At 36.8% G+C, this 24,893-nt stretch carries 19 protein-coding genes; 15 read left to right on the forward strand and 4 right to left on the reverse strand.

Annotation, left to right across the window (positions count from 1 at the left end):
- Positions 1–34: 34 nt before the first annotated feature.
- The 4 genes from BM383_RS07695 (at position 35) to BM383_RS07710 (ending at position 10,685) form a co-directional block, all read left to right on the forward strand.
- Entirely contained in the window at positions 35–5,086 is a 5,052-nt protein-coding gene (locus BM383_RS07695; RefSeq protein WP_143106368.1) for a translocation/assembly module TamB domain-containing protein, read from the forward strand.
- Positions 5,079–7,385, forward strand: a complete 2,307-nt coding sequence (gene tamL, locus BM383_RS07700) for a translocation and assembly module lipoprotein TamL (RefSeq protein ID WP_093024548.1) — start codon at positions 5,079–5,081, stop codon at positions 7,383–7,385. The genes BM383_RS07695 and tamL overlap by 8 nt, the downstream gene beginning before the upstream one ends.
- A gap of 74 nt (positions 7,386–7,459) precedes the next feature.
- On the forward strand, positions 7,460–9,259 hold the full coding sequence (locus BM383_RS07705; RefSeq protein WP_093024662.1) for a hypothetical protein: 1,800 nt from the start codon (positions 7,460–7,462) through the stop codon (positions 9,257–9,259).
- Positions 9,260–9,371: 112 nt separating this feature from the next.
- Positions 9,372–10,685, forward strand: coding sequence for a DEAD/DEAH box helicase (locus tag BM383_RS07710; RefSeq protein ID WP_093024549.1), 1,314 nt, complete (start codon positions 9,372–9,374; stop codon positions 10,683–10,685).
- Positions 10,686–10,751: 66 nt separating this feature from the next.
- Here the strand turns inward: BM383_RS07710 and BM383_RS07715 are convergent, their stop codons facing one another.
- On the reverse strand, positions 10,752–11,702 hold the full coding sequence (locus BM383_RS07715) for a phosphoribosylaminoimidazolesuccinocarboxamide synthase (RefSeq protein WP_093024550.1): 951 nt from the start codon (positions 11,700–11,702) through the stop codon (positions 10,752–10,754).
- A 56-nt stretch (positions 11,703–11,758) separates the two neighbouring features.
- The gene (locus BM383_RS07720; protein ID WP_093024551.1) at positions 11,759–12,712 is read right to left on the reverse strand and encodes a PhoH family protein; all 954 of its coding nucleotides are present in this window, start codon (positions 12,710–12,712) and stop codon (positions 11,759–11,761) included.
- A 187-nt stretch (positions 12,713–12,899) separates the two neighbouring features.
- Here BM383_RS07720 and BM383_RS07725 point away from each other — a divergent pair, with 187 nt between their 5' ends.
- The 5 genes from BM383_RS07725 to dnaN all read left to right on the forward strand — a co-directional run bounded on the left by BM383_RS07725 (position 12,900) and on the right by dnaN (position 17,620).
- A complete protein-coding gene (locus BM383_RS07725) occupies positions 12,900–13,730 on the forward strand; it encodes an SAM hydrolase/SAM-dependent halogenase family protein (protein WP_093024552.1) in 831 nt (276 codons plus the stop codon).
- Between the two features lie 9 nt (positions 13,731–13,739).
- Positions 13,740–14,036 (forward strand): putative quinol monooxygenase, encoded by a 297-nt coding sequence (locus BM383_RS07730; RefSeq protein WP_093024553.1) that lies wholly within the window; start codon positions 13,740–13,742, stop codon positions 14,034–14,036.
- 8 nt (positions 14,037–14,044) lie between these two features.
- The gene (gene gldF, locus BM383_RS07735) at positions 14,045–14,773 is read left to right on the forward strand and encodes a gliding motility-associated ABC transporter permease subunit GldF (protein ID WP_093024554.1); all 729 of its coding nucleotides are present in this window, start codon (positions 14,045–14,047) and stop codon (positions 14,771–14,773) included.
- Complete coding sequence (gene gldG, locus BM383_RS07740; protein ID WP_093024555.1) at positions 14,773–16,428, forward strand: gliding motility-associated ABC transporter substrate-binding protein GldG; 1,656 nt, start codon at positions 14,773–14,775, stop codon at positions 16,426–16,428. The genes gldF and gldG overlap by 1 nt, the downstream gene beginning before the upstream one ends.
- A gap of 73 nt (positions 16,429–16,501) precedes the next feature.
- Positions 16,502–17,620, forward strand: coding sequence for a DNA polymerase III subunit beta (gene dnaN / locus BM383_RS07745; protein ID WP_093024556.1), 1,119 nt, complete (start codon positions 16,502–16,504; stop codon positions 17,618–17,620).
- A gap of 68 nt (positions 17,621–17,688) precedes the next feature.
- Here dnaN and BM383_RS07750 read toward each other — a convergent pair whose 3' ends face one another.
- Positions 17,689–18,525 (reverse strand): universal stress protein, encoded by an 837-nt coding sequence (locus tag BM383_RS07750; RefSeq protein WP_093024557.1) that lies wholly within the window; start codon positions 18,523–18,525, stop codon positions 17,689–17,691.
- 223 nt (positions 18,526–18,748) lie between these two features.
- Between BM383_RS07750 and BM383_RS07755 the strand changes: the two genes are divergently transcribed.
- The 3 genes from BM383_RS07755 to BM383_RS07765 all read left to right on the forward strand — a co-directional run bounded on the left by BM383_RS07755 (position 18,749) and on the right by BM383_RS07765 (position 21,352).
- Entirely contained in the window at positions 18,749–19,834 is a 1,086-nt protein-coding gene (locus BM383_RS07755) for a sensor histidine kinase (RefSeq protein ID WP_093024558.1), read from the forward strand.
- The gene (locus tag BM383_RS07760) at positions 19,831–20,520 is read left to right on the forward strand and encodes a LytR/AlgR family response regulator transcription factor (RefSeq protein WP_093024559.1); all 690 of its coding nucleotides are present in this window, start codon (positions 19,831–19,833) and stop codon (positions 20,518–20,520) included. Before BM383_RS07755 ends, BM383_RS07760 begins: the two co-directional genes overlap by 4 nt.
- Before the next feature lie 97 nt (positions 20,521–20,617).
- Positions 20,618–21,352 (forward strand): dioxygenase family protein, encoded by a 735-nt coding sequence (locus BM383_RS07765; RefSeq protein WP_093024560.1) that lies wholly within the window; start codon positions 20,618–20,620, stop codon positions 21,350–21,352.
- A 136-nt stretch (positions 21,353–21,488) separates the two neighbouring features.
- Here BM383_RS07765 and BM383_RS07770 read toward each other — a convergent pair whose 3' ends face one another.
- On the reverse strand, positions 21,489–22,403 hold the full coding sequence (locus tag BM383_RS07770) for a sialate O-acetylesterase (RefSeq protein WP_218157919.1): 915 nt from the start codon (positions 22,401–22,403) through the stop codon (positions 21,489–21,491).
- Positions 22,404–22,518: 115 nt separating this feature from the next.
- On the opposite strand from BM383_RS07770, the gene BM383_RS07775 reads away from it, so the two are divergent.
- From BM383_RS07775 to rplS, 3 genes are all read left to right on the forward strand, one after another.
- A complete protein-coding gene (locus BM383_RS07775) occupies positions 22,519–23,595 on the forward strand; it encodes a DUF748 domain-containing protein (RefSeq protein WP_093024561.1) in 1,077 nt (358 codons plus the stop codon).
- A gap of 57 nt (positions 23,596–23,652) precedes the next feature.
- Positions 23,653–24,330 (forward strand): tRNA (guanosine(37)-N1)-methyltransferase TrmD, encoded by a 678-nt coding sequence (gene trmD, locus BM383_RS07780; protein ID WP_093024562.1) that lies wholly within the window; start codon positions 23,653–23,655, stop codon positions 24,328–24,330.
- A 170-nt stretch (positions 24,331–24,500) separates the two neighbouring features.
- A complete protein-coding gene (rplS, locus tag BM383_RS07785; RefSeq protein ID WP_093024563.1) occupies positions 24,501–24,851 on the forward strand; it encodes a 50S ribosomal protein L19 in 351 nt (116 codons plus the stop codon).
- The last annotated feature ends 42 nt before the right edge of the window (positions 24,852–24,893 follow it).

A 24,893-nucleotide genomic window follows, 5' to 3' on the forward strand; every position in this document is an offset into this window, starting at 1 on the left:
TTGTACTTTCACCAAAAAGTAAGCGAACATTTCCTTGAACAAAAAGACACATTCCAAAAAGTTCAAAGTTTTACGAATCTTTGGGCGTATTATTTTAGGGCTTTTTATCTTCATTTTTCTCCTGCTCCTGTTTATCAGAAGTCCTTGGGGCCAAAATATCATTGTTCAAAAACTCACCAACTATATTGAAGGGAAAACCAATACCACCGTAACCGTTAAAAGGGTGTTTATCACTTTTGATGGTCATGTGTTTGTGGAAGACCTCTATCTAGAAGATACCCACAAAGACACCCTCCTCTATTCCCACGAACTGGAAGCCAATATAGGTTTGTTACCCTTGATCAAGGGTACGGGTTTTCAGTTAAAATCCTTAGACTGGAATCAGGCTACGGCACATATATATCAAAAGGACAGTTTGGAAGGGTTTAATTATCAGTTTTTGATCGATGCTTTTGCAGCCGACAGTACCCAAACCACTACCCCTGCGGATACTACGAGTACGTTTCAGATAGAATTAGGAGATTTTGATCTGAAAGACATTCACCTTACGTATGAAGATGCAGTAACGGGTATGAATGCCAACGGCTCCATTGGAGAATTGCTGTTGGAACTGAATACCTTTGACCTGGAAGCCATGCGATTTGAAGTAGACGAAGCAGCGCTGCGTAATACTCAAATTACCTACGAACAGCTAAAACCATTACCCGAAAGTACCGATACCACGGCTACGAGTCCGTTACCTTTTTTAGAGGTGGATGCTTTAGAACTGACCAACGTAACCGCTAAGTACCGTTCACAACCAGATGGTATGGATGCCAACGTAACCATTTCAGAAAGCTATTTTTCGGTTCCGAAGATCGATTTGCAAGCACAGGAAATAGTGGCGGACGAACTCTCTCTAAAGCATTCAACAGTTGTGCTTAACATGCAAACAGTAGCCAAGGAAACAGCCGTAGCAGAAACCACCACAACTACCCCATTTACCTGGCCGGATTGGAACCTTACCGTAGACGAGATCAACCTAGAACATAACGATATTACCTATACGCTAGACGGAGCGCAACCTCAAAAAGGAACGTTGAATGCAAATGCCATAGCACTTACCAACGTAACGCTGCAAGCCGACGAAGTTTTGCTGGAAAAAGAGCATGCAGCCTTGGAAATAGCCAACCTGCAACTGGAAGAAGCCAGTGGATTGGCATTAAAGCAATTGGCTTTTACAACGGATATTACTTCCAAACGACTGGCTATAGATGATTTGCAGTTCACCTTGAACAACAATACCATTTCGGGGAATGCTGCTGCTTCCTATGCATCTTTACAACAATTCATAGCGACGCCGGAAAAAGCTACCCTCGCACTAAACCTAAACAATATACAACTGGCATTGCAAGACGTGTTCCTCCTGCAACCAGACCTAGAAAAGAACACCTATCTGGCAACTTTGGCAAAGAAACGTATTTCAGGGCAAGTCTATGCCAACGGAACGCTGGAAGCATTGCGGTTGTCTAACACCGCTATTCAATGGGGTGCCAATACCCGTGTGAATGCCACCGCCGCTTTTAAAAATATTACAGACACAGAGCGTTTGGCGTTTACCATTCAGAATTTTAAAGCCATCACCACCAAAGAAGATCTGGAACAATTCATGGCTTCAGATAGTTTGGGTATCAGCTATCCTGATCATGCTACGCTAGTGGTAGAAGGAAGTGGAAATTTAGAAGACATTACCGCAAAAGCGCGTTTGCAGACTTCGGAAGGAACGATTGCAGTAGACGGGAATTTCCAAAATACCGAAACGATTGCCTTTGATGCCAATATCAAGATCGATCAAGTGAATTTGGGGAAACTGTTGCAGAATCCGGCACTGGATACCATCAGTATTGGAATCAAAACAAAAGGAACAGGAACGTCCATTAACACCCTGGATGCGACGTTGGAAACCGATATAGAACGGCTGACCTACAATGGGTATGACCTTACCCCTTTCAAACTCTCGGCAGATATTAAAAACGGAACCGGAAAACTAGACGCTCATTTTAAAGACTACAATCTAAATGCAGCCTTAGATGGCGATATTGTATTAGATTCCGTAGCACCGGAAGCTCATTTAGATTTGGAAGTAACCGGAGCCGACCTGCAAGCCTTGGGCATCACCAATAAGAATTTGCGTACCCAACTCAATCTGGTAGCAGACTACAAAGGCAAACCCAACAAATTCACCGCCAACGCAGCCATTAAAGATATTGTGATGGTGTATGTGAATGATCCCTATTATCCGGGAGATTTCAATATAAAGGCTACCGTAGAGCGCGATAGCAGTTCGGTGGTCATTGATAATGAAATATTACAGCTAGAGTTACAGGCAAATGCCGATATTCCAAAGATCACAGATGCTTTTAGTAGGTATTATACCAATTTGATCAGTGCAGACTCTACCGCCTATGATACGGTACCAAAACCGGTGAACTTGCATTTAAAGACTCGTTTTCATGAAACTGCTTTGATATCGGATGTATTCTTCCCGGGGATTCAAGAAATGGATACACTCGCTGTAGATATAGATTTTGATGAATCGAAACAATCACTTTTCACCCACGTGTACTTGCCACGACTGCGCTACAATGATATGGAACTAGACAGTTTGGCGCTGGAAGTGAATGCACAAACCAACAACCCCGATTTCTCTTTTGGAATCCAACGCATTGATGCTGGGCGGGTTCAAATACATAAGATCACCTTTGCAGGAAAAACCAAAGACCAACTGATGCAAATGAATTTCAATGCCTATGATGGCGAAGAACGCTTTATGCACATTGCCTCTACGGTAGAGCGCACCAAAGATTCGGTATTCTACCACATAGAACCGGACAGCCTGTTGCTAAACCGAAAACTTTGGAACACTCCACAGGACAACCGGGTAGCCATGACCCCTAAATCGATTACCTTCCGGAACTTTTCTTTTAAGAATGGCCAACAACAAGTAGCCTTTGGAAACCATATGACCGACCGTATTGACAAAGAGCATATGGGCGTTGAATTTGACGGATTTCAACTGAACAACTTTTTGGCATTACTAAATCCGGAAGAACCGGTAGCCAAAGGAGTTTTAGACGGAAAGTTCATTGTAGTAGAACCCTACGGTCGTACGGCACTCCTAGCCGGATTGAACATCAACAATCTGGAAGTATTAACAGCGCCTTTAGGCAATCTTTCCATCAAAGCAAGGGCTTTGGGTAGTGAGCGCTACGATATGAAAGTAGCGTTGAAAGATGGTGGTATCGATTTGGATATGAACGGAGATTATACCGCCCATCAAGATGGAGCCGACTTGAACTTTCATTTGGACCTGAATAAATTTGAGCTCAATACCTTAGACCAATTTACAGATGGGATGATCACCGATACCCAAGGGTATGTTTCCGGAAACTTTACCATTGAAGGAACGTCTCAAAAACCGGATTTTAACGGTGCCTTTGATTTTCACAATGCACAGTTCAACCCAAAAATGTTGAACACCAACTTTACCATAGATAACGAACAGATACAACTGAGTAATAAAGGTATTTATTTCAAAACCTTCACGGTAAAGGATGCCAACAACAATACGTTTGTACTGGACGGCGAAGTAACCACCAAAAACCCAACCAACCCCGAGTTTGACCTCTCCGTAAAAGCAAAGAACTTTCAGGTACTCAACTCAACAGAAGAAGACAACGATCTGTTCTACGGAAAAGCTAATATCAATGCAGACGTAACACTTACCGGAGATTTGGATCTCCCGATTGTGGATGCCAAACTATCTGCCAACGAAGGAACCGATGTATATTATGTGATTCCGGAAGATGAATTGAATATGGTAGAGCGCGATGGTGTGGTGGTGTTTGTAAACCGACAAAATCCGGATGCGATACTCACCCGAAACGAAGAAGAAACCGCTGCTATTTTAAATGGTTTCCGCTTGGATGCCTTATTAGCGCTCAACAAAAATGCTGTATTCAATGTCATCATTGATGAAAAAACAGGCGATAACCTACGTATAGCAGGAAAAGGAGATCTGAATTTTGAAATAGAAGAAAACGGCCGTACCACACTTACAGGAAGGTATGAAGTGACCGAAGGACATTACCAAATGAACTTATACAATCTGGTAAAAAGAGAATTTCAATTTGCCGAAGGAAGTAGCGTAACCTGGTCTGGTGATCCTATGGATGCACAGTTAGATGTAAGTGCTATTTACAAAATAAAAACATCCGCTTCTTCCCTGATGTCAGATGTGTCTTCAGGAGCTTCGCAAACTCTTAAAGACAGTTACCGTCAACGTGTGCAATTCTATGTATACTTGAACGTAGCTGGAGCATTGATGCATCCCAAACTCACCTTTAGTATAGACATTCCGGAAGATGATCGTGGCCTGAGTGGTGGCGCTATTTACAGTAAAGTACAGCAACTGAATCAGCAGGAAGATCAATTGAACAAACAAGTGTTTTCGTTATTGGTACTGAATCGTTTCTTCCCGGATACCGGTAGTGATGGTAGTAGCGGAGGTACCGCAACCATTGCTAGAGATAACCTGAGCCAAGCACTTTCAGATCAATTAAATATGTTTTCTGATAAATTATTAGGAAGTTCCGGTATCAGTCTAAATTTTGGTGTAGATAGTTATACCGATTATCAAGGAGCCACCGCGGAAAACCGTACAGATGTGGATATTACGGCTCAGAAAAAACTCTTCAATGATAGAGTGATCGTAGAAGTGGGTAGCGAAGTCAATGTAGAAGGAAGTTCGCGCCCCGGAGAAGCCAACCAATTGTTAGGAAATGTAAGTGTACAATACCTGTTGACCGAGGACGGTAGATTCCGGGTAAAAGGATTTCATAAAAACACCTATGAGAACATCATTGACGGACAAATCATCGTTAACGGAATTTCGTTGATCTTCACCAAAGAATTCAATAAGTTCAACGAGCTTTGGAAAGCCATGCTACGAAAAGAAGAACAAGCAGACGAGGAAGAAAGCAAATCAAAAACGGAGGACAATCCAGATACAACAACCCCTGAAAAAGACACCGAGCAAAGTGAATAAACGTCACATATACCATATAGGAATTTTAGTAGGCAGCCTTTGGGTACTCTACTCATGTGCTGTAGATAAATACATCCCTGATAACGAGCAATTGTATACAGGAGCCGAAGTTACCATTGAAAAAGACTCGGTAAGTAATGAAATTGAAGATCTTCCGGAGATACAAACAACCTTGGAAGGTGTACTCAAACCGGAACCCAATACCTCTATTTTGGGATTACGCCCGGGACTGCACTACTATTACAAAGCACAATCCAAAGAAAAGCCGGGGTTCATACTACGTTGGTTAAACAAGAAATACGGAGAAGAACCGGTGTATGCTTCCGATGTAGACTTGACCACCACAGAGAACCTGATCAAAAACCGATTGGAAAACCGAGGCTTCTTTCAGTCGCAGATATCCTCTTCCCTCACTACCAACGATACTACGCAACGCGGTAGCGCCAGTTATTCCGTTAAACTGAGTACACCGTACACCATGGTAAATTACAAGCTGGACAAAGATTCCTTTCCAGTATATGAAGCCATCAAAAGCACAATGAACCGCCCATTTCTGCGAGAAGGCATTCGGTTTGATCTGGATAGAATGAAAGCAGAACGTGAGCGTATCGACTTTCTTTTGAAACGAAAAGGATATTACAATTTCAATTCAGACTTCCTCATTTTTGAAGCAGATACCAATGTATATGACAACAAAAGTTTTGACTTGTATTTGACGTTTAAAGACAATGTACCTGCCAAAGCAAAAATACCGTATAAATTACGACAGATCTACGTGTATCCCAACAGTAGCGCGAGTGATAAAGAAGTGGTGTACGATACCGTAACCATTAACAATATTCATTTTTTACAGGATACGCTCTATTTTAAACCCAAACTATTAGCGCCATACATACTGTTTAAAGATGGACAATACTACAATCCGGAACGCTCATCCAACACTAGCAGACGCTTGGGAAGCATTGGCAATTATAAGTTCGTAAACATTCGCTACAAAGAAATAGACAGTCTACAAACCGATAGTTTGGCATATTTAGACACCCATATCTACTTGTCACCGCTCAACAAACAAGCGGTTCGGGCAGAGCTGCAAGGAGTTTCTAAATCCAATGGATTTACAGGACCTAACTTAGCATTAACTTACAGCAATCGTAATATTTTTAAGGGAGGAGAAATTTTAAAAATATCAGGAAAAGTAGGTTACGAAACTCAAATAGCCAGCGGACAAGATGCCGGATTAACCAGTACCCTACTTGGTTTACAAGCCGATTTCATCTATCCAAGGATGTTGTTTCCTATGGATCTGAATGCGAAATTTTCCTATTCCATTCCTAAAACTACCATCAGCGTGGCCGGTAATTACCTGAGTCGTGGCGATTTGTATACCCTCACCTCTGCAAACACAAGTTTTGGCTATACCTGGAATGCCAACAAGTATGTTACGCATACCTTGAAACCCATTGACATCAGCTATTTGAAACTTGGAAATACCACCGAGGAGTTTGAAGCCATCTTAGATGAAAACGCCTATTTGCGTAGAAGTTTTGAGCAACAATTCATTCCGGGAATCAATTATCAGTTTATCTATAACGAAATGGGGGTTTCGCGCAAGAAAACCACTTTCTATACCGAGTTTGGATTTGATACTGCCGGAAATACGCTAGGTCTTTTTGGAAATGGAAACAGTGAAAATCCCGATACTTTCTTAGGATTGGAATATGCGCAATACGCGCGTTTTGAAGCTGATTTACGCATGCATTACAACATAGATCGAAAGAACATGATTGCCATGCGCCTTTATGGAGGCTATGGTTTGCCTTATGGAAACTCTGATATTCTTCCGTTCACCAAACAGTTTTTCTCCGGTGGACCGTATAGCGTACGAGCGTTTAGAATCCGTTCCTTAGGTCCGGGAAGTTACAATCCGGATTATGATTACGACAATGCAACGGCTTCTGATAATACTTCCTATTTTGATCAGTCAGGAGATATTAAGTTGGAAGCAAACATTGAATACCGCTACCCTATTTTCTCTTATCTCAAAGGTGCTGTGTTTGCCGATGCAGGAAATGTTTGGCTTAAAAATGATAACGAAGCCTTACCCGGTGGTAAGTTTTCATCAAATTTCCTAAACGAGATCGGAGTTGGTATTGGAACAGGATTGCGTATAGACATTCAAAGTTTTGTCATTCGCTTTGATCTGGCCACCCCTATCAAAAAACCGTATTACGGAGATAACGACTGGAATGCCGAGTTTAAAACCTTTGTATTCAACTTTGCCATTGGATATCCTTTTTAGGTGACAATTATCATTGGATAGCTGCTACGGCTATTGCATCTTTAGCGCTTATTTTTCATTTAAATACCATGAACATGAAAAACCAAGCGATACACAGTTTTCATATTCCCGTAATGGGGCTTGCCTTTACTATAGACAGTCCTATACGCGTGGCTCAGTATGGAATTGATTCCGTTATTTCTATTGTAGATGACGAATTGATTGAAAGAATGAATGCCTTCTACAGCAAGAAATTTCATTTCCCTTATCAAGAAACAACGAAGAAAGCCATTGATCACAGAGCAAAAAGAATAACCAATTACTTGAATTTGGTTGAGGATATTGTACAACAAAAGTTTCAGGCTTTTAAAGAAGAGTTGGCCGAAAGTCCATCGGTACAAGACTATTTTTGTAGCCTTTTGCCAGACAGCAGTCAGATCAAACAAAAGTTACAAGAACTTACCGAAAACGGTTTACAGTTAAAAGAACAGCTTTTTAACTATGTGGACGAAGTGCTACATCCCGGTGCTATTGATGTAAACATCATGACGAAACTGGATAAACAAAACTACGATGGTAAAACGGCTCTTTCCACTGAGTTTAACGACGCGCATGCAGCGCTGCGTGGTTTTGCAGAAAGTAAATTAAGTTCTGGAGTAGTGCTTTCTGCCGGAATGAATCCCAGACTGTATTCCTATATAGAGAATTTTGAAGATTTCTATCCGGATGCTCAGGGGAATTTGAAAAAGAAAATCATTCTAAAAGTAAGTGATTACCGTTCGGCACAAATTCAAAGTAGATTCTTGGCACAGAAGGGATTGTGGGTTTCTGAATTCAGAATAGAATCTGGTCTAAACTGTGGCGGACATGCCTTTGCCTCCGATGGTTATTTGTTAGGCCCTATTTTGGAAGAATTCAAACAGCAAAAAGAAACACTGCAGGCCAATACTTTTGAAATGGTGGTAAAAGCATTAACCGACAAAGGAAAACCGATACCAGATACTACGTTACCGCTCAAAATTACCGTGCAAGGAGGTGTGGGAACACACGAAGAGCATCAGTTTTTATTAGACCATTACCAAACCGATAGTGTGGGTTGGGGAACGCCTTTTTTACTAGTCAAAGAAGCAACTTCGGTGGATGTAGAAACCAGAGCATTATTGAGAAAAGCAGAAGAAAAAGACTTGTATTTGAGTGAAATATCACCACTAGGAGTTTCGTTTAACACGGTGAAAAATACTTCGAACCAACTACTACGAGATGCCCGCATAGAAAATAACAAACCCGGAAGTTCGTGTCCTAAAAAATTCTTAGCCTTGCATTCATTAGGCAATGACAACCAAGTATGTACGGCTTCTAAAAAATATCAAAAAGCACAATTACAGGCATTACAAGCTGAAGGATTGTCTGCAACACAAATAGCCACACGAAAAGCAGCCATTACCGCCAAATCATGTTTGTGCGTAGGCTTAGCCAACGCCGCCTATTTGGAAAACGAAATGCCTGTAAAAGGAGAACAACAAGGCGTAACGATTTGTCCCGGTCCCAATTTAGCGTATTTTGATAAAGAAATGTCCTTGCAACAAATGGTACATCACATCAACGGGAAAGCAAATGTACTGGCTCCTAAAGAACGTCCGCATATGTTTGTAAAAGAATTGTCATTGTATCTCGAGGCATTCAGCAAACTACATGAGGAAGCCAAAACAGCACCTTCTGTACAACTCGAAAAAAAGATAAAACGCTTTAAAATGAATTTATTAAATGGAATAGCTTACTATGAAACGCTTTTCAAATCGATTGATTCTTTTGAAAAGGATACCAAAAAGATCTTAACAAATCTGGAAGAAGCGAAAGCTACTATTTCAATGTTGGAGGCGGTTTCGGCAGCCTAACAAAAGGAAAATATAGCTCTTATAGAAAAGTATTGCGGCCCAGGCTTGCAATACTTTTCTTTTTTCTACCAAAGAATACTGTAGCTTTGCAGCAAAGAAACTCAGTTTAATTATGGCAAACGCAATTAAGAATCAAGAAGAAATTCTGGAAAAGTTAGGAATTCCTGCATTGAACCCTATGCAACAAGAAGCATTTGAAACCATTGAAAAATGGAACAATGTAGTTGTACTTTCACCAACAGGATCTGGTAAAACACTTTCCTTTTTATTGCCGTTACTAGACAAGTTGAACCCAGAGATAGATGCTGTTCAAGCCTTGATTCTTGTACCTTCTCGGGAGTTAGCCATTCAAATTGAACAAGTGGTACGCAACATGGGAACCGGGTTTAAAGCCAATGCAGTGTATGGTGGTCGTGCCATTGCCAAGGACAAACAAGATCTGAAACACGCTCCTGCTCTATTGATTGGAACTCCGGGACGTATTGCCGATCATTTTAGACAGGAAAGACTAGACACTCACTACATAGAAACACTCGTGTTGGATGAGTTTGATAAAAGTTTGGAAGTCGGTTTTGAAAAAGAAATGAAAGAGATCATTTATTTACTTCCTAATCTTAAAAATAGAATTTTAACTTCGGCTACGCAAGGTGTAGACGTTCCTGATTTTGTGGGATTAAAAGCTCCAAAGACCGTTAATTTTCTAACGGAAAAGAAACCCAACCTAACCATAGCTACAGTAACTACCAATACACCCGATAAATTTGATGAACTATTGCTACTATTAGAGCATTTAGGAAATAAACCGGGTATTATTTTTTGTAATCTAAAAGATACACTGCAAAAGGTAAGTGATTTTCTTGCGAAGAGAACCAAACTCAATTTTGAGTGTTTTCACGGTGGCATGGAACAAAGAGAACGCGAACGTGCTTTGATAAAATTTAGAAATGGAACTGCTCAACTATTACTTGCTACCGATTTGGCCGCCAGAGGTATTGATATTCCAGAATTAAAATTCATAATCCACTATCAATTACCCTATTCTGAAGAAGAATTTATTCACCGAAACGGTAGAACAGCGCGTGTAGACCGAGAAGGAACTGCTTATATTCTATTGTATGAAAAAGCAAAAGTGCCGGAATTCATCAAAGATGCTGAAGAGGCAGATATTAATGAACGAAGCAAACCCGTAAAATCGTATTGGGAAACCTTATTTATTTCCGGCGGAAGAAAAGATAAAATCTCAAAAGGAGATATTGCCGGATTGTTCTTTAAACAAGGAAATCTTACCAAAGAACAATTGGGGGTTATTGAACTAAAACAAGACTGTGCTTTTGTAGCGGTGCCCAAAACCATGGCTCATAAACTGTGTTCAGACTTAAATAATTCCAGACTTAAAAAACGCAAGGTGCGTATTTACATAGCCTAACAATTAAAAAACCGTCTGCAAAACATGTTTTACAGACGGTTTTCTTCAGAAATGAGAAACGGCAATTTACATATCAGCTAAATACGCCAATACATTTTTTTCTATTCTTTCTTCTATATTTTCAATATCTGCTTTTACAAAGCTTTCTCCCATAATGTTCTCGTACAATTCAATATAACGCTCAGAAACTGTAGCAATGTATTCGTCTGTCATTTCAGGAATTTGTTGCCCTTCTTTCCCTTGAAAACCATTGCTGATTAACCACTGACGTACAAACTCTTTAGAAAGTTGTTTTTGTGGTTCTTCTTTTGCTTGACGCTCTTCGTAACCTTCTGCATAGAAGTAACGAGAAGAATCTGGTGTATGAATCTCATCAATCAAAACGATTTGTCCGTCTTTTGTTTTTCCAAACTCATATTTGGTATCCACTAAGATCAATCCACGTTCAGCAGCAATCTCTGTTCCTCTTTGGAAAAGTGCTCGGGTATATTTTTCTAATTGAATGTAATCTGCTTCGCTTACAATTCCTTTTTCCAAAATAGCTTCACGAGAGATGTCTTCATCGTGCTCTCCATTATCTGCCTTGGTAGAAGGTGTAATGATAGGTTCTGGGAACTTGTCATTCTCTTTCATACCTTCTGGCATTGCCACGCCACATAACAGTCTTTTACCAGCTTTATATTCACGAGCAGCGTGCCCAGATAAATATCCTCTGATAACCATTTCTACTTTAAAAGGTTCACACAAATGACCAACAGCCACGTTAGGATCTGGAGTTGCCTGTAACCAATTGGGAACTATATCTTGTGTTTGCTCCATAAATTTGGTAGCAATTTGATTTAAGATCTGTCCCTTGAAAGGAATTCCTTTTGGCATAACCACGTCAAAAGCTGATAGACGATCGGTAGCAATCATTACTAAAAGTTCGTCATTGATATTATAAACCTCTCTTACTTTTCCTTTATAGACAGATTTTTGCCCTGGAAAGTTAAAGTTTGTAGTTGTGATGGTATTCATAAGAATTGTTTGATACTTTATTTAAAGTTCGCAAAGATACACGTTTGTTAATTTACTTAATTATCGTGTTCTATTTTTTTATAGGCTTCAATAATTTTCTTCACTAAACGGTGACGAATTACATCTTTATCATCTAAATAAACAATACCTATTCCTTCTGTATTGGACAATACCAGTAAAGCCTCTTTAAGTCCTGAAATAACTCTACGCGGTAAATCTATTTGTCCGGGATCACCAGTGATCATAAATTTGGCATGTTTACCCATACGCGTTAAAAACATTTTCATCTGGGCATGTGTTGTGTTTTGAGCTTCGTCCAAAATCACAAAAGCATTGTCCAGGGTTCTACCACGCATAAAGGCCAAAGGTGCAATTTGAATAACGCCTTTTTCTATATAGCTTTCTAATTTTTCAGCAGGAATCATATCGCGCAAAGCATCGTACAAGGGTTGCATATAAGGATCTAATTTTTCCTTTAGATCTCCCGGAAGAAAACCTAGGTTCTCCCCTGCTTCTACAGCCGGCCTTGTTAGGATAATTCGTTTTACACGTTTTTCTTTTAAAGCTTTTACCGCAAGAGCAACGCCCGTATAAGTTTTTCCGGTACCTGCAGGTCCAATTGCAAACAGTAAATCGTTATTTTTCATAAGATCTACTATTTTCTTTTGATTGGCTGTTTGTGGTTTAATGATTTTCCCAGAAACACCGTGTAACAACACTTCGCCACCTACATATGTATCTACATAGTCTTGCTTAGAATCGAACGTTAAAATACGCTCAATTGTATTTTCATCAAGCTTATTGTATTTTCCAAAGTGCGTGACCAGCATGTCTAAACGTTTTTCAAACTCTTCCAGCAATTCTTCTTCACCAAAAGCTTTGATTTTGTTACCACGAGCCACAATACGAAGTTTAGGATAATACTTCTTTAAAATTTCAATGTTTTGATTTCGTTCGCCAAAAAAATCTCTGGCACTAATCTCGGTAAGTTCAACTATGATTTCGTTCAAAAGCCTAATTAATTTAGTTAAAAGCTATTACCAATATTTACTGGTATCTGTGCTAAAATTATACTACAATGTAGCAAATTTTTAGGAAGATTTCGTAGGTTTGTGATGGAATTATGAACAACTTATTGTTGACTAGTTTCCAAGAAAAAGCTACAAACCCGATTTTCAAAAAATTCGCTTTAAGTACATGGCAATCATCACTCTTACAACAGATTTTGGTCTAAAAGACCCGTATGTTGCTGCCATGAAAGGAGCTATCTATTCGCAATATGCGGCTGCAACTATTGTTGATATTACACATTTGGTAAGTCCGTTCAATATTTATGAAGCCGCACATATTTTGAAAAATGCGTATCAACATTTTCCAAACGGAAGTATTCATATTATAGGAGTAGATTGTGAAGAAACTCCAGACAATCCTTTAGTAGCTTGTAAATTCAACAATCACTATTTCATTGGGGCCGATAACGGAATATTTTCTTTATTGGCAGAACACCATGCTTTTGAAAAAATGGTTCACATCAATTTACCCGAAGGCATGTCTACCAAACATTCATCTAGCCATACATTTGTTCGCGTAGCAACCCATCTGGCTATTGGTGGCACGCTGGAAGTGATTGGCAAGCCTATTCAGCAAATTAGAGAAGTACGCTCTTTATCGCCTATTGTAAATGCACAAGGGAATGTAATTACCGGAAATGTGATTTACATAGACAATTATGGCAATGTGGTGACCAACATTAAAAAGAATTGGTTTGAAATGATTCGCAAAGGACGCGAGTTTGAAGTTGTAGCCCGAAATTATAATTTCAAGAAAATTTATAGCAAGTATTGCGAAAGTGTTAACTTTGAAACCGCAAAAGAAAACCGAAACGATGACGGCAAAAAACTAGCCATGTTTAACGCCGCCGGTAATCTGGAAATAGCCATTTATCGCAGTAATTTGCAAACGGTTGGTGGAGCATCTAGTTTATTAGGTTTGCATTACAGAGATACGGTTTTCATTAATTTTTTCTAAAGCTGAAGAATGCTCGTACGAATTGTAAAACTTACGTTTCAAGATGATAAAATAGCTGATTTTACGGCTCATTTTGAAGTACACAAAAATACAATTAGACATTTTGAAGGATGCCAGTTTTTGGAACTTTATCAAGACAAAAACAATCCGGCTATCTTTTTTACCTACAGCTATTGGGAAAATGAAGAAGCACTAGAGAAGTATAGAAATTCTGATGTTTTTAAAAACATTTGGAAAACAGTGAAAGTTTGGTTTGGTAATAAACCCGAAGCGTGGAGCGTTAACAAACTGGTTACTGTAGAATAACGTTATTTATGATATCAATTTTAAAAAAAGAAATCAATTCCTTTTTTGCGTCACCTATAGGCTATTTGGTCATAGGTGTTTTTTTAGTAGCAAACGGACTCTTTCTTTGGATTTTTAAAGGAGAATATAATATTCTTGAAAACGGTTTTGCTGATATAAACGGCTTCTTTTTTCTAGCACCTTGGTTGTTGCTATTCCTTATTCCGGCGGTAACCATGAAAAGTTTCTCGGATGAAAAGAAACAAGGTACGCTAGAAATTCTGTTTACAAAACCCATTAGCCAAACTCAACTTGTTTTGGGCAAATATTTTGGAGCTTTGTTACTTGGCGTAATTGCTGTAGTACCAACGCTCATCTATGTATTTTCTGTCTACCAACTGGGGAACCCTGCAGGTAATCTTGATTTGGGTAGTATTTTTGGTTCGTATGCCGGTTTGTTTTTTTTAATGGCAACGTACACCGCAATTGGCATCTTTTGTTCTACACTTTCAGAAAATCAAATTGTGGCTTTCATTCTTGCTATTTGCCTTTCATTTATACTATTATATGGTTTTGATTTGGTAAATAATGCATTTTTTGACAGTTCGTATCTGTGGTTGAATTACATAGGATTTAAAACTCATTATGATAACATTAGCCGAGGCGTTATAGACACAAGAGATATTATATATTTTAGTTCTGTTGCATTCTTCTTTCTATATCTTACTGTGGTAAAACTTAAAAAAACACATCAATAATGCTGAAAAAAACTATTGTACAAATACTGTTAGTAGCTGTAGTTCTTGTTGTGATTAACTGGGTGTTTTCTGGTTTATACCTGCGTTTTGATGTGACGAAAGATAAAAGATATACACTTTCTGAAACCACATTACAAACACTAGAGAATATTGAAAAACCTTTGGTGGTTGATGTGTTGTTACAAGGAGACTTTCCTGCTCAATTCAAAAAATTGCAGTTTGAAACCAAGCAGCTCTTAGAACAATACGAAGCTGAAAATAATAACATCGTATTTAATTTTATCAATCCGTTGGAAGGAGAAGAAAATCCTGAACAGTTGATCAATAATATGATGAATATGGGCATGCCGCCTACCAATATTCCGGTTACTGAAAATGGAAGAAAAACGGTTACACAAATATTCCCTTGGGCGATTGCCAATTACGGTCAAAAAACGGTTTTAGTTCCTTTGCTCATCAATAATTTTGGGAATGACGGGCAGGAAAACATTACAAAATCAGTTCAGCAATTAGAATACAACTTTACAGATGCTATTACAAAGTTGACCATTCAACAGAAAAAAAGAGTTGCTATTCTAAAAGGAAATGGCGAACTAGATGAAAAGTATATGGGTGATTTTTTAGTGCATTTGAAACAATACTACGCACTTGGAAAATTTGATTTTGATTCGCTTCAAAATGATCCTCAAAAAACATTAGAGAATTTAAATTACTTTGACGCAGCCATTGTTGCCAAACCTACCAAAGCCTTTTCGGATAACGAACGCTACATTCTGGATCAATACATAATGAACGGCGGAAAAGTTTTATGGGCGCTAGATAAAGTGGCTGTAGATTTAGATAGTCTTCAAAACCAAACGCAATCTACGGTAGCATTACCTAGAAAGTTGAATCTTGACGATATGCTGTTCAAATATGGTGTTCGTATCAATTATAATTTAGTAGAAGATTTTATTTCTACTCCTATTACAGTGCAAGGACAACAAGGAAAAAATATTCCTATTGATTGGCCTTTGAGTCCCATCGTTTTGTCACCGGAAAATCATCCAATCAATAAAAATATAAATGTTGTAAAGTTAGAATTTGCGAATCAGATTGATCTTTTGGACAACGGGATTAAAGAAACCGTTCTTTTGCAAAGTTCACCACAATCTGCAGTAGAAGGAACTCCGGCAGAAATAAGTCTCAATCAATTTGCAAACCTTCAACCACAATACTTTACCAAAGGTCCGCAAAATTTAGCGGTATTATTAGAAGGTGATTTTACTTCAGCCTTTAAAAACAGAGTAAAACCTTTTGATTTAAAAACAGATCTTACCAATACCAAAGCTGGTAAAATGATTGTGATAAGTGATGGCGATATTTTCAACTATATGTACGCCAACAAAAAACCACTTGTAAATGGTATAGATCCTTGGACTCAACAAATTTATGGCAACAAGGATTTCTTGATCAATTGCATGAATTATTTGTTGGAAGATAACGGACTTATAAACATTCGTGGCAAAGAAATAAAGCTTGCCTTTCTGGATAATCAAAAAATTGAAAATGAAAAATGGCAATGGAAGCTACTAAACGTGGTACTTCCCGCAGTTTTGTTAATCATTTTTGGAATAGTATTTTTTGTTTTACGAAAAAGAATGTACACAAAATAATGTTAATAAGTTTGTTTCTTATTAAATTGCAATTAAAATATATTTGTATTTCTGAATATAAACAGAACCATCGATGAAATTTATAGTATCTAGCTCGTATTTATTAAAGCAGCTTCAAGTTTTAGGAGGCGTTATTAATAACAGCAACACATTACCAATCTTAGACAATTTTTTATTTGAACTTTCTAATAATACCTTAACCGTTTCTGCATCTGACTTAGAAACTACTATGAGTTCTACTTTGGAAGTAGAATCTGAATCGGAAGGTAGCATCGCAGTTCCTGCAAAATTACTTTTAGACACGCTAAAAACTTTTCCGGAACAACCGTTAACTTTTGTTATTGAAGATAACAACACTATTGAAATAAGCTCTAATCACGGTAAATATGCATTAGCTTATGCTGATGGAAATGAGTTCCCAAAAGCAGTTTCATTATCTGACCCAAGTTCTACAACTATCATGGGAGATATTTTGGCAACTGCCATTAGCAAAACTATTTTTGCTGCCGGAAATGATGATTTACGTCCTGTAATGAGTGGTGTTTTCTTTCAGTTCTCTTCTGAACATTTAACTTTTGTAGCTACAGATGCTCATAAATTGGTTAAATATCAAAGATCTGATGTAACCGCTTCTGAGGTTGCAGAATTCATTATGCCTAAGAAACCTTTAAATTTATTAAAAGGAATTCTTGGTGGTAGCGAAAGTGATGTAATTATTGAATACAACGAAAGTAACGCGAAGTTTACTTTTGATAATGTTGAATTAATTTGTCGTTTAATTGACGGAAAATATCCAAATTACGAAGCCGTAATTCCAAAAGAGAATCCTAACAAGCTTACTATTGAAAGAGGTCAGTTTTTAAGTTCTGTGAAAAGGGTTTCTATCTTCTCAAACAAAACGACACACCAAATAAGATTGAAAATTGCAGGAGCCGAATTAAATATTTCTGCAGAAGATATAGATTACAGTAACAAAGCGGAAGAACGCTTAACTTGTGATTACCAAGGTGACGATATGCAAATTGGTTTTAACTCGCGTTTCTTAACAGAAATGCTAAACAATTTAAGCGCCGATGATGTGACGCTTGAAATGTCTTTACCAAACAGAGCAGGAATTTTGACACCTGTAGACGGATTAGATGAGGGAGAAAGCATAACAATGCTTGTAATGCCGGTGATGTTAAACTCGTAACTAACCAACCTCAAATAATGAGAAACCGCTGATCAACTTTGTTGACAGCGGTTTTTTTTGTTTACAAACTAGCTCTTAAAGCTTAACAAAGGTATTTTGGTTTTTGCTTCCATACGCTTCACTAAGTCTTTTTGAAATCGTTCTTTTAATTTATTGTTTTGGCTTTTTCGCTCTTTCATGATGATCATGTCAGCTTTTTGAATGGTTACAAAACCTATTAACCCTTCTAATCGGTCTTCATTATAGATAATATCAAAACTATTCACTAAGCCGGAAACTTCATCATTTAAAAGTTCTTTGAATTCCGCTATTTCAGCTAATTTTTCATCAGATTTCTTATGAGCTATATGTACTACTTTTAAAATTGGTTTTACCGTTTCAAACAAACTGGCTATTTTTTTGATTGTAATAACATCTTCTTTTTTCAAAGCCGTGGCAAAAGCCATAGTTTTTAAAGTACTACTTTGTACATTCTCTGGAACTGCTATCACAGGAACAATTGAAGATGAAATAATAGACTGCGTAGTACTTCCCATAAAAAATTCTTGTACAGGATTCATCCCATGAACTCCCAAAATGAGAGCGTCGGGTTGATGTTCTTTTGAAAAATCTAAAATTGCATTCTCAACATCATCACCTTTTTTAACTTGATAGATAGCATTCTCTAAATGCCCTCCTATCTGTTTTTCACAAAACTCCTGAAGAAGATTTTTATAAGCATTTTCAGCTCCTTTCTCATAATCCTCAAACTCAGGTTTTGGTACATCACTATTCCAAATAGTGGGATATTCTAAAATGTTTAGAACTATCAATTTTTTATTTGTAAGCTGACTAAGACTATAGGCATATTTTAACGCTGGTACAGAATTCTTAGAATAATCTGTTGCATAAACTAAAGTGTTCATAACCTTTCTTTTTAAAGATATACTTAAAGTTACAAAAATATTATGGCAAAAAAATGATTAAAATCAATCAAAAAAGATGTTTTATTAAAAATTAATTAATTAGTAATCTTATTCTAAATCATATTATTTTTTAAATCATTTCTTAGATTTCAGAAATAACTATATGTTTTTCTTACAGGTTTTCATAAAATTGCAACACAAACTTTTTCTATCGTAATTATTTATGTTTCAAAAGCGAGAAACGTACAGTCAAATTCTTCTAGGAGTTGTTCTTCTGATACTTCCTTTTATTACCTCTCCAGATATTTCTTCGGGTTGGGCATTATTGAAAATAGAACCTTTTCAGCATAGCTTTTTAAGATATTTGCTACTCATCGTATTTATGTATGCTAATTATAATTTTATCATACCTAAATTTTATATCAAAAAAAGATGGATTTGGTTATTCGTAATACTCGTAATTAGTTACGTTTTCATCTCTCAAATACCGTCATTAATTTTAGGTAGTCCTGGAACGCCTCCAAATTTCAATGGAGAAATGCCACCAATAAGATCATCAGATATGGCTCCGATAAACTCCAGACCTAATATGCCTATGCCGCGAGGAGAAATGCCAAATCGTGGAATGAATTTCTTTTCTAATGATGGGTTTATTTTTCAGTTTCTTATCGTGTTTATTTTAACGCTTGTTATGCGATTGAATAGTCATTTGCGCGAAGTGAGAAGTGAAAAATTATTAGCGGAAGTTTCGTACCTAAAAGCACAAATCAACCCACATTTTTTATTCAACACCCTGAATAATTTATATGCATTAGCACTGAAAAAATCAGATCAAACTCCCGATGCTATTTTAAAATTATCTGGAATGATGCGCTACGTGGTTACCGAAAGTAATCAAGAAAAAGTGGCTTTGAAAAAAGAGATAAATTACATAGAAGATTACATTGCATTGCAAAAATTACGATTGAGCAATAGCAATATTTTCACTTTTAACGTTTCAGGAAATATTAATAGAGAACAAATTGCTCCCTTAATTCTTATCAATTTTATTGAAAATGCATTTAAGTATGGCGTTTCATCTCATCAAGAGTCGCAAATTACAATTGCTATACATGTTGAAGACGGAACACTTACCATGCAGGTAAAAAATACAATTTGCCGAAAACCAAAAGAAAGTGCAATTTCTACAGGTGAAGGAATTGCCAATTCCAAAAAACGTCTTGAAATGATTTATCCAAATGCCTATTCACTCAATATTCAGGAAGATTCAGACGTTTTTAATGTAATATTGAAAATTAATGTAGCATGATCACCGCAATTGCTCTTGATGATGAACCCCTAGCGCTTGATATTATTGAGGCGTATTGTAATGGAATCTCTTTAGTGTCATTACAGGGAAAATTTACAAGTCAACAAGAAGCTATTGATTATTTATACAAAGAAAACGTAGATCTACTTTTCTTAGATATTGAAATGCCAGGACTTAATGGCATTGAACTCTATAAATCTTTAAAAAACAAAACCAAAGTAATTTTCACAACGGCTTATAGTGAATATGCTATAGAGGGTTTTAATGTAAATGCTATAGATTACCTTTTAAAACCTATGGTAAAAACTAGATTTATAGAAGCTGTAGAAAAAGCACACCACATTATTTCTTTAGAAAAAAAGGAATTGGAAAAAGCTATAACTCATATTACTGTAAAAGCAGATTACAAAACCCATCAAGTTGCGCTAGATAGCATTCTATTTTTAGAAGGATTAGATGATTATGTCAAAATTCACAGAGAAACTGAAAAAATATTAGTGACTCGATCGACCTTGAAAAAAATGTTGGAGAAACTACCCACTGAAGAGTTTATTCGCGTACACAGATCCTATATCATTTCAAAAAATAAAGTTAGTAACTACTACAAACAGACGCTAAAAATTGGAACATTTACTATTCCTGTTGGAAATAGTTATAAAGAGAATGTTCAAAAAATCTTCGAATAAATTTTAGTTCACCTCACTTTGACCTGTGTTCACCTCATTTTTTTGAACTGAAAGCTAAAAACCAATAGTTTAGCTCAAAATTCAAAAATCGTCAGGTATGAAAAGGAAAGATTTTTTAAGAAAAGGAATTGTTGGTTTAGGAACTATAGTTGCTTTACCAACTGTTATTAATGGATGTTCAAAAGACGATGATGGCCTAGCTACCGGAGACACTTCTGCAAGTACTAGTGATGATGATGATAGTAGTGGTTCATCTGATTCTTGCGAACTTTCGCCAAGCGAAACTGCAGGACCATTTCCAATTGTAACGCCTGCAGATCTAGTTAGAGCTAATATAGTTTCCGATCGTGATGGAGTTGCACTTTTAATTACCTTGACAATTCAAGATAAAAGTGACGATTGTAATGCCTTGGAAGGAGTTTATGTAGATATTTGGCATTGTGATTCAGAAGGAAATTATTCTGAATATGGTGGTACACAAATGCAACAAACAGATTACACCGACAAACATTTTTTAAGAGGTAGACAACTTACAGATCGTAATGGACAAGTATCTTTTATAAGTATTTTTCCAGGCTGGTATTCAGGAAGAGCACCACACATACACGTAGAAATTTTGGATACCGACGAAAACTCATTACGAGTTACCCAAATAGCTTTCCCAGAAGATACTGTAGAAACGGTTTACGCTACCAGCAGATATAATGGAACGCCTGATACTGCTAACGAAAATGACAATGTTTTTTCGGATAGCTTAGGCGGAAACATGGTAGATAGTTTAACAGGAAATACCACAGATGGTTATACACTTTTAAAAACCATTGTAGTATAATTTTTTTTCATAATTAGTTTAGTTTGAGTTTTGATTTTCCCCCTAACCTAAATCAATTACACATTACCTAGCAACTCCTCATTTTTGAGGATAAAAAAAGCCTTGTGAACTCACAAGGCTTTTTACTATAAATTGCTTATTTCTCTAAAAGCGCTATCATTTTTTTGGCAAATTGCTTTCCAAAATCAATATAGCCTGCGGTATTGTAGTGCCATGGATCGGAATATTTATAATATCTGGTAGTTCGTACAATAGCTGCATTTTTATCGGTTGCCGCATATTTCTCTTCAGCATACTGAACCAATTCTCCATATTTCCATACCTTACCCGATTCGTTACTCCAACTATCAGAAATTTTACCTACAACCACTGGTAAATCGTCTTTTCGTAAACTAGCACGAATCAAATCCATCAATCTTTTAAGATGATCATAATAGCGTAAAGCAACTTCTTCTGTGGCTGCCGCATCTTGCTCTCCTTGCATCCATAAAATTCCAGCTGGAATCAACGTATCTTCTTTACCATCTCCGTTAATATCATGAATTTTCATAGCATTGTCCAATGTCTTTAGAAAATAATCATATTGATTCAATCCTTTTCTGCTATTCACATCAGGTTCCCAGCAGCCAGCCCAATCTACCATAGCAACACTGTCTATGGAGGTTCCGCCACGAGCATATTTTATAATTGCTATTTTTTTATCAGGATATTTCTGTTTTAAATCATATGCAAAACTCAATTCTGCTCCAAATCTATCTGAATAGTTGTTATTCTTTCCATCAGAAGCAAAACCGGTTCCATGACCTGGTTGTAATTTTGACCAAAGTCCATCACCTCCACCTTCTAGAGTACCATCTACAACGGTATTTCCTTGAAAAATATAAACATCTTTCATTTTTTTTGAAAGTGAATCCGGAAGTTCTTTCACATAACCATAGCCTTCCATATTGCTTTGACCTCCAAGGAAAAACAGCATAAAGTCGTCTCCATTTTTTTGTGCGTTCAAGCTGATTCCTATACATACGAATAGCATGAATATTGATTTTTTCATTGGTGAATTTTGTTTGATTTAGGAATAAATTTACACAAATGAGAAGTCTTTTAAGATACATTTCACGCAAAATTAATTTAACATTTCTAACTTTCTGATCCCTAAAACATTGAAAATGTCTAAAAGAAAAAAGTCTAGAAATATAATTATCATCGTTGTTGTTGCCTTGTTAGTTTTTCGCTTATTACTTCCAACCATTGTAAAAAACTATGTAAACAAAACTCTTGAGAATATCCCTGGTTATTGGGGACATGTAAATGATATAGATATTGCTCTTATCCGTGGAGCTTATGTAATCCATGATTTGAAATTGGATAAAGTAAATGGTGATAATAATATTCCATTTTTAAATTTTGAAAAAACAGATATTTCTGTCCAATGGCATTCCCTTTTCAAAGGAAAAATTGTTAGTGAGATAGAAATGTATAAACCCACCATAAACTACATTTTTGAAGAACAGGTACAAGATTCTACGCAACCATCAGAAGAAGATTGGACGAAAGCACTAACAGATTTGGTTCCGATTGACATTAACGAACTTACTATTAATGAAGGTAAAATTGGTTTTATGCAGTTTAATAAAGATCCTAATGTAGATTTATTTCTCAATCATATTCAGCTAACAGCAACCAACCTTCGAAATGTTGTAGATCAAGAGAAAAAATTACCTTCTACCCTACATGCTTCCGCAAAAAGTATTGGTGAAGGTGATGTAAGATTAGAAGGTAGGTTGAATTTAATCAAAGAAATACCAGACATGGATTTAGATTTCAAATTAGAAAATGCTGATGTAACGGCTCTCAATAGTTTAACATTAGCCTACGCAGGATTTGATTTTGAAAAAGGTCAGTTCGACTTGTATAGTGAACTTGCCATCAATGATGGTTATCTAAAAGGATACTTCAAACCAATTTTTACGAAAATTAAAATACTAGACTCTTGGAAAAAAGAAGACAGTAGTTTGTTTAAAAAACTATGGGAAGGTTTTGTAGGTGTTTTCAAGTTTCTATTCAAAAATCATAAAAAAGATACTTTAGCAACCGTTGTTAACGTAGAAGGAGATTTAAATGACGTAAAAAGTTCAACTTGGGGTACCGTACTTCGAATATTTAAAAATGCTTTTATAGAAGCCTACAAAAATGATATTAATAGAGATATTGAATTTGAAGATGCGTCTATACAAAATGAATGATAGCATATTGTTTTGTAAATGAATTATAGTCACCTTTGCAAAAAATAATTTTGCATCATGCGCATTGATATCATCACCGTATTGCCCGAGTTATTGGCTAGTCCGTTTGAAGCTTCTATTTTGAAGCGAGCTATTGAAAAAGAACTTGTTGAAGTTCATTTCCATAATCTTCGTGATTACGTTACTGACAATTACAAACAAATTGATGATTATCAATTTGGCGGTGGAGCAGGAATGGTGATGATGATTGAACCGATTGATAAATGTATTTCGAAACTACAATCGGAACGAAATTATGATGAAGTAATTTACATGACGCCAGATGGTGAAACTTTAAACCAAGGTATTGCAAATACACTTTCTTTAAAGGAAAACATTATTATTTTATGTGGACATTATAAAGGTGTAGATCAGCGGGTTCGCGATCACTTTGTAACCAAAGAAATTTCTATTGGAGATTATGTGCTTTCCGGTGGTGAATTAGGAGCTGCCGTTTTATGTGATACTATCATTCGCCTTTTACCAGGTGTTTTAAATGATGAAACCTCTGCCCTTACCGACTCTTTTCAAGATAATTTATTGGCGCCTCCAGTATACACGAGACCTTCAGATTATAAAGGCTGGACAGTACCTGAAGTACTTTTAAGTGGAAATTTCCCGAAGATTGAAGCATGGAGAGAAGAACAAGCCTATGAGCGTACAAAAACTCGCAGACCCGATCTTTTAGAAGATTAAAGTAACTCTTTGAATATCAAATACTCATATTTAAATAAAATTCATCTAAAAAATACAACTACACTGTTGCACGAATAGAAATATTTACTATTTTTGCAACCACTTTTGGAGTAACCTCTGGCGAGGTACGTGAATGTTGCTTTGAAATAACACAAAATCATTTAACAAAAATGGAATCGTTAATTAAATTTGTACAGGACGAATTCGTTACAAGAAAAGAATTTCCTGAATTTTCTGCAGGTGATACGATCACTGTGTATTACGAAATTAAAGAAGGTGAAAAAACACGTACTCAGTTCTTTAGAGGTGTTGTTATTCAAAAAAGAGGTACAGGTGCTTCTGAAACCTTTACTATTAGAAAAATGTCTGGTACAGTTGGTGTAGAGCGTATTTTCCCAATGAACATGCCTGCATTACAAAAAGTTGAAATCAACAAGAGAGGTAAAGTTAGAAGAGCTCGTATTTTCTACTTTAGAGGTCTTACTGGTAAAAAAGCAAGAATTAAAGAAGCTAGACGCTAATTTATTGCTAAAACATATCAAAAAGCATCGCCCACCGCGATG

The organism is Pustulibacterium marinum (assembly GCF_900116665.1).
Lineage (GTDB): Bacteria > Bacteroidota > Bacteroidia > Flavobacteriales > Flavobacteriaceae > Pustulibacterium > Pustulibacterium marinum.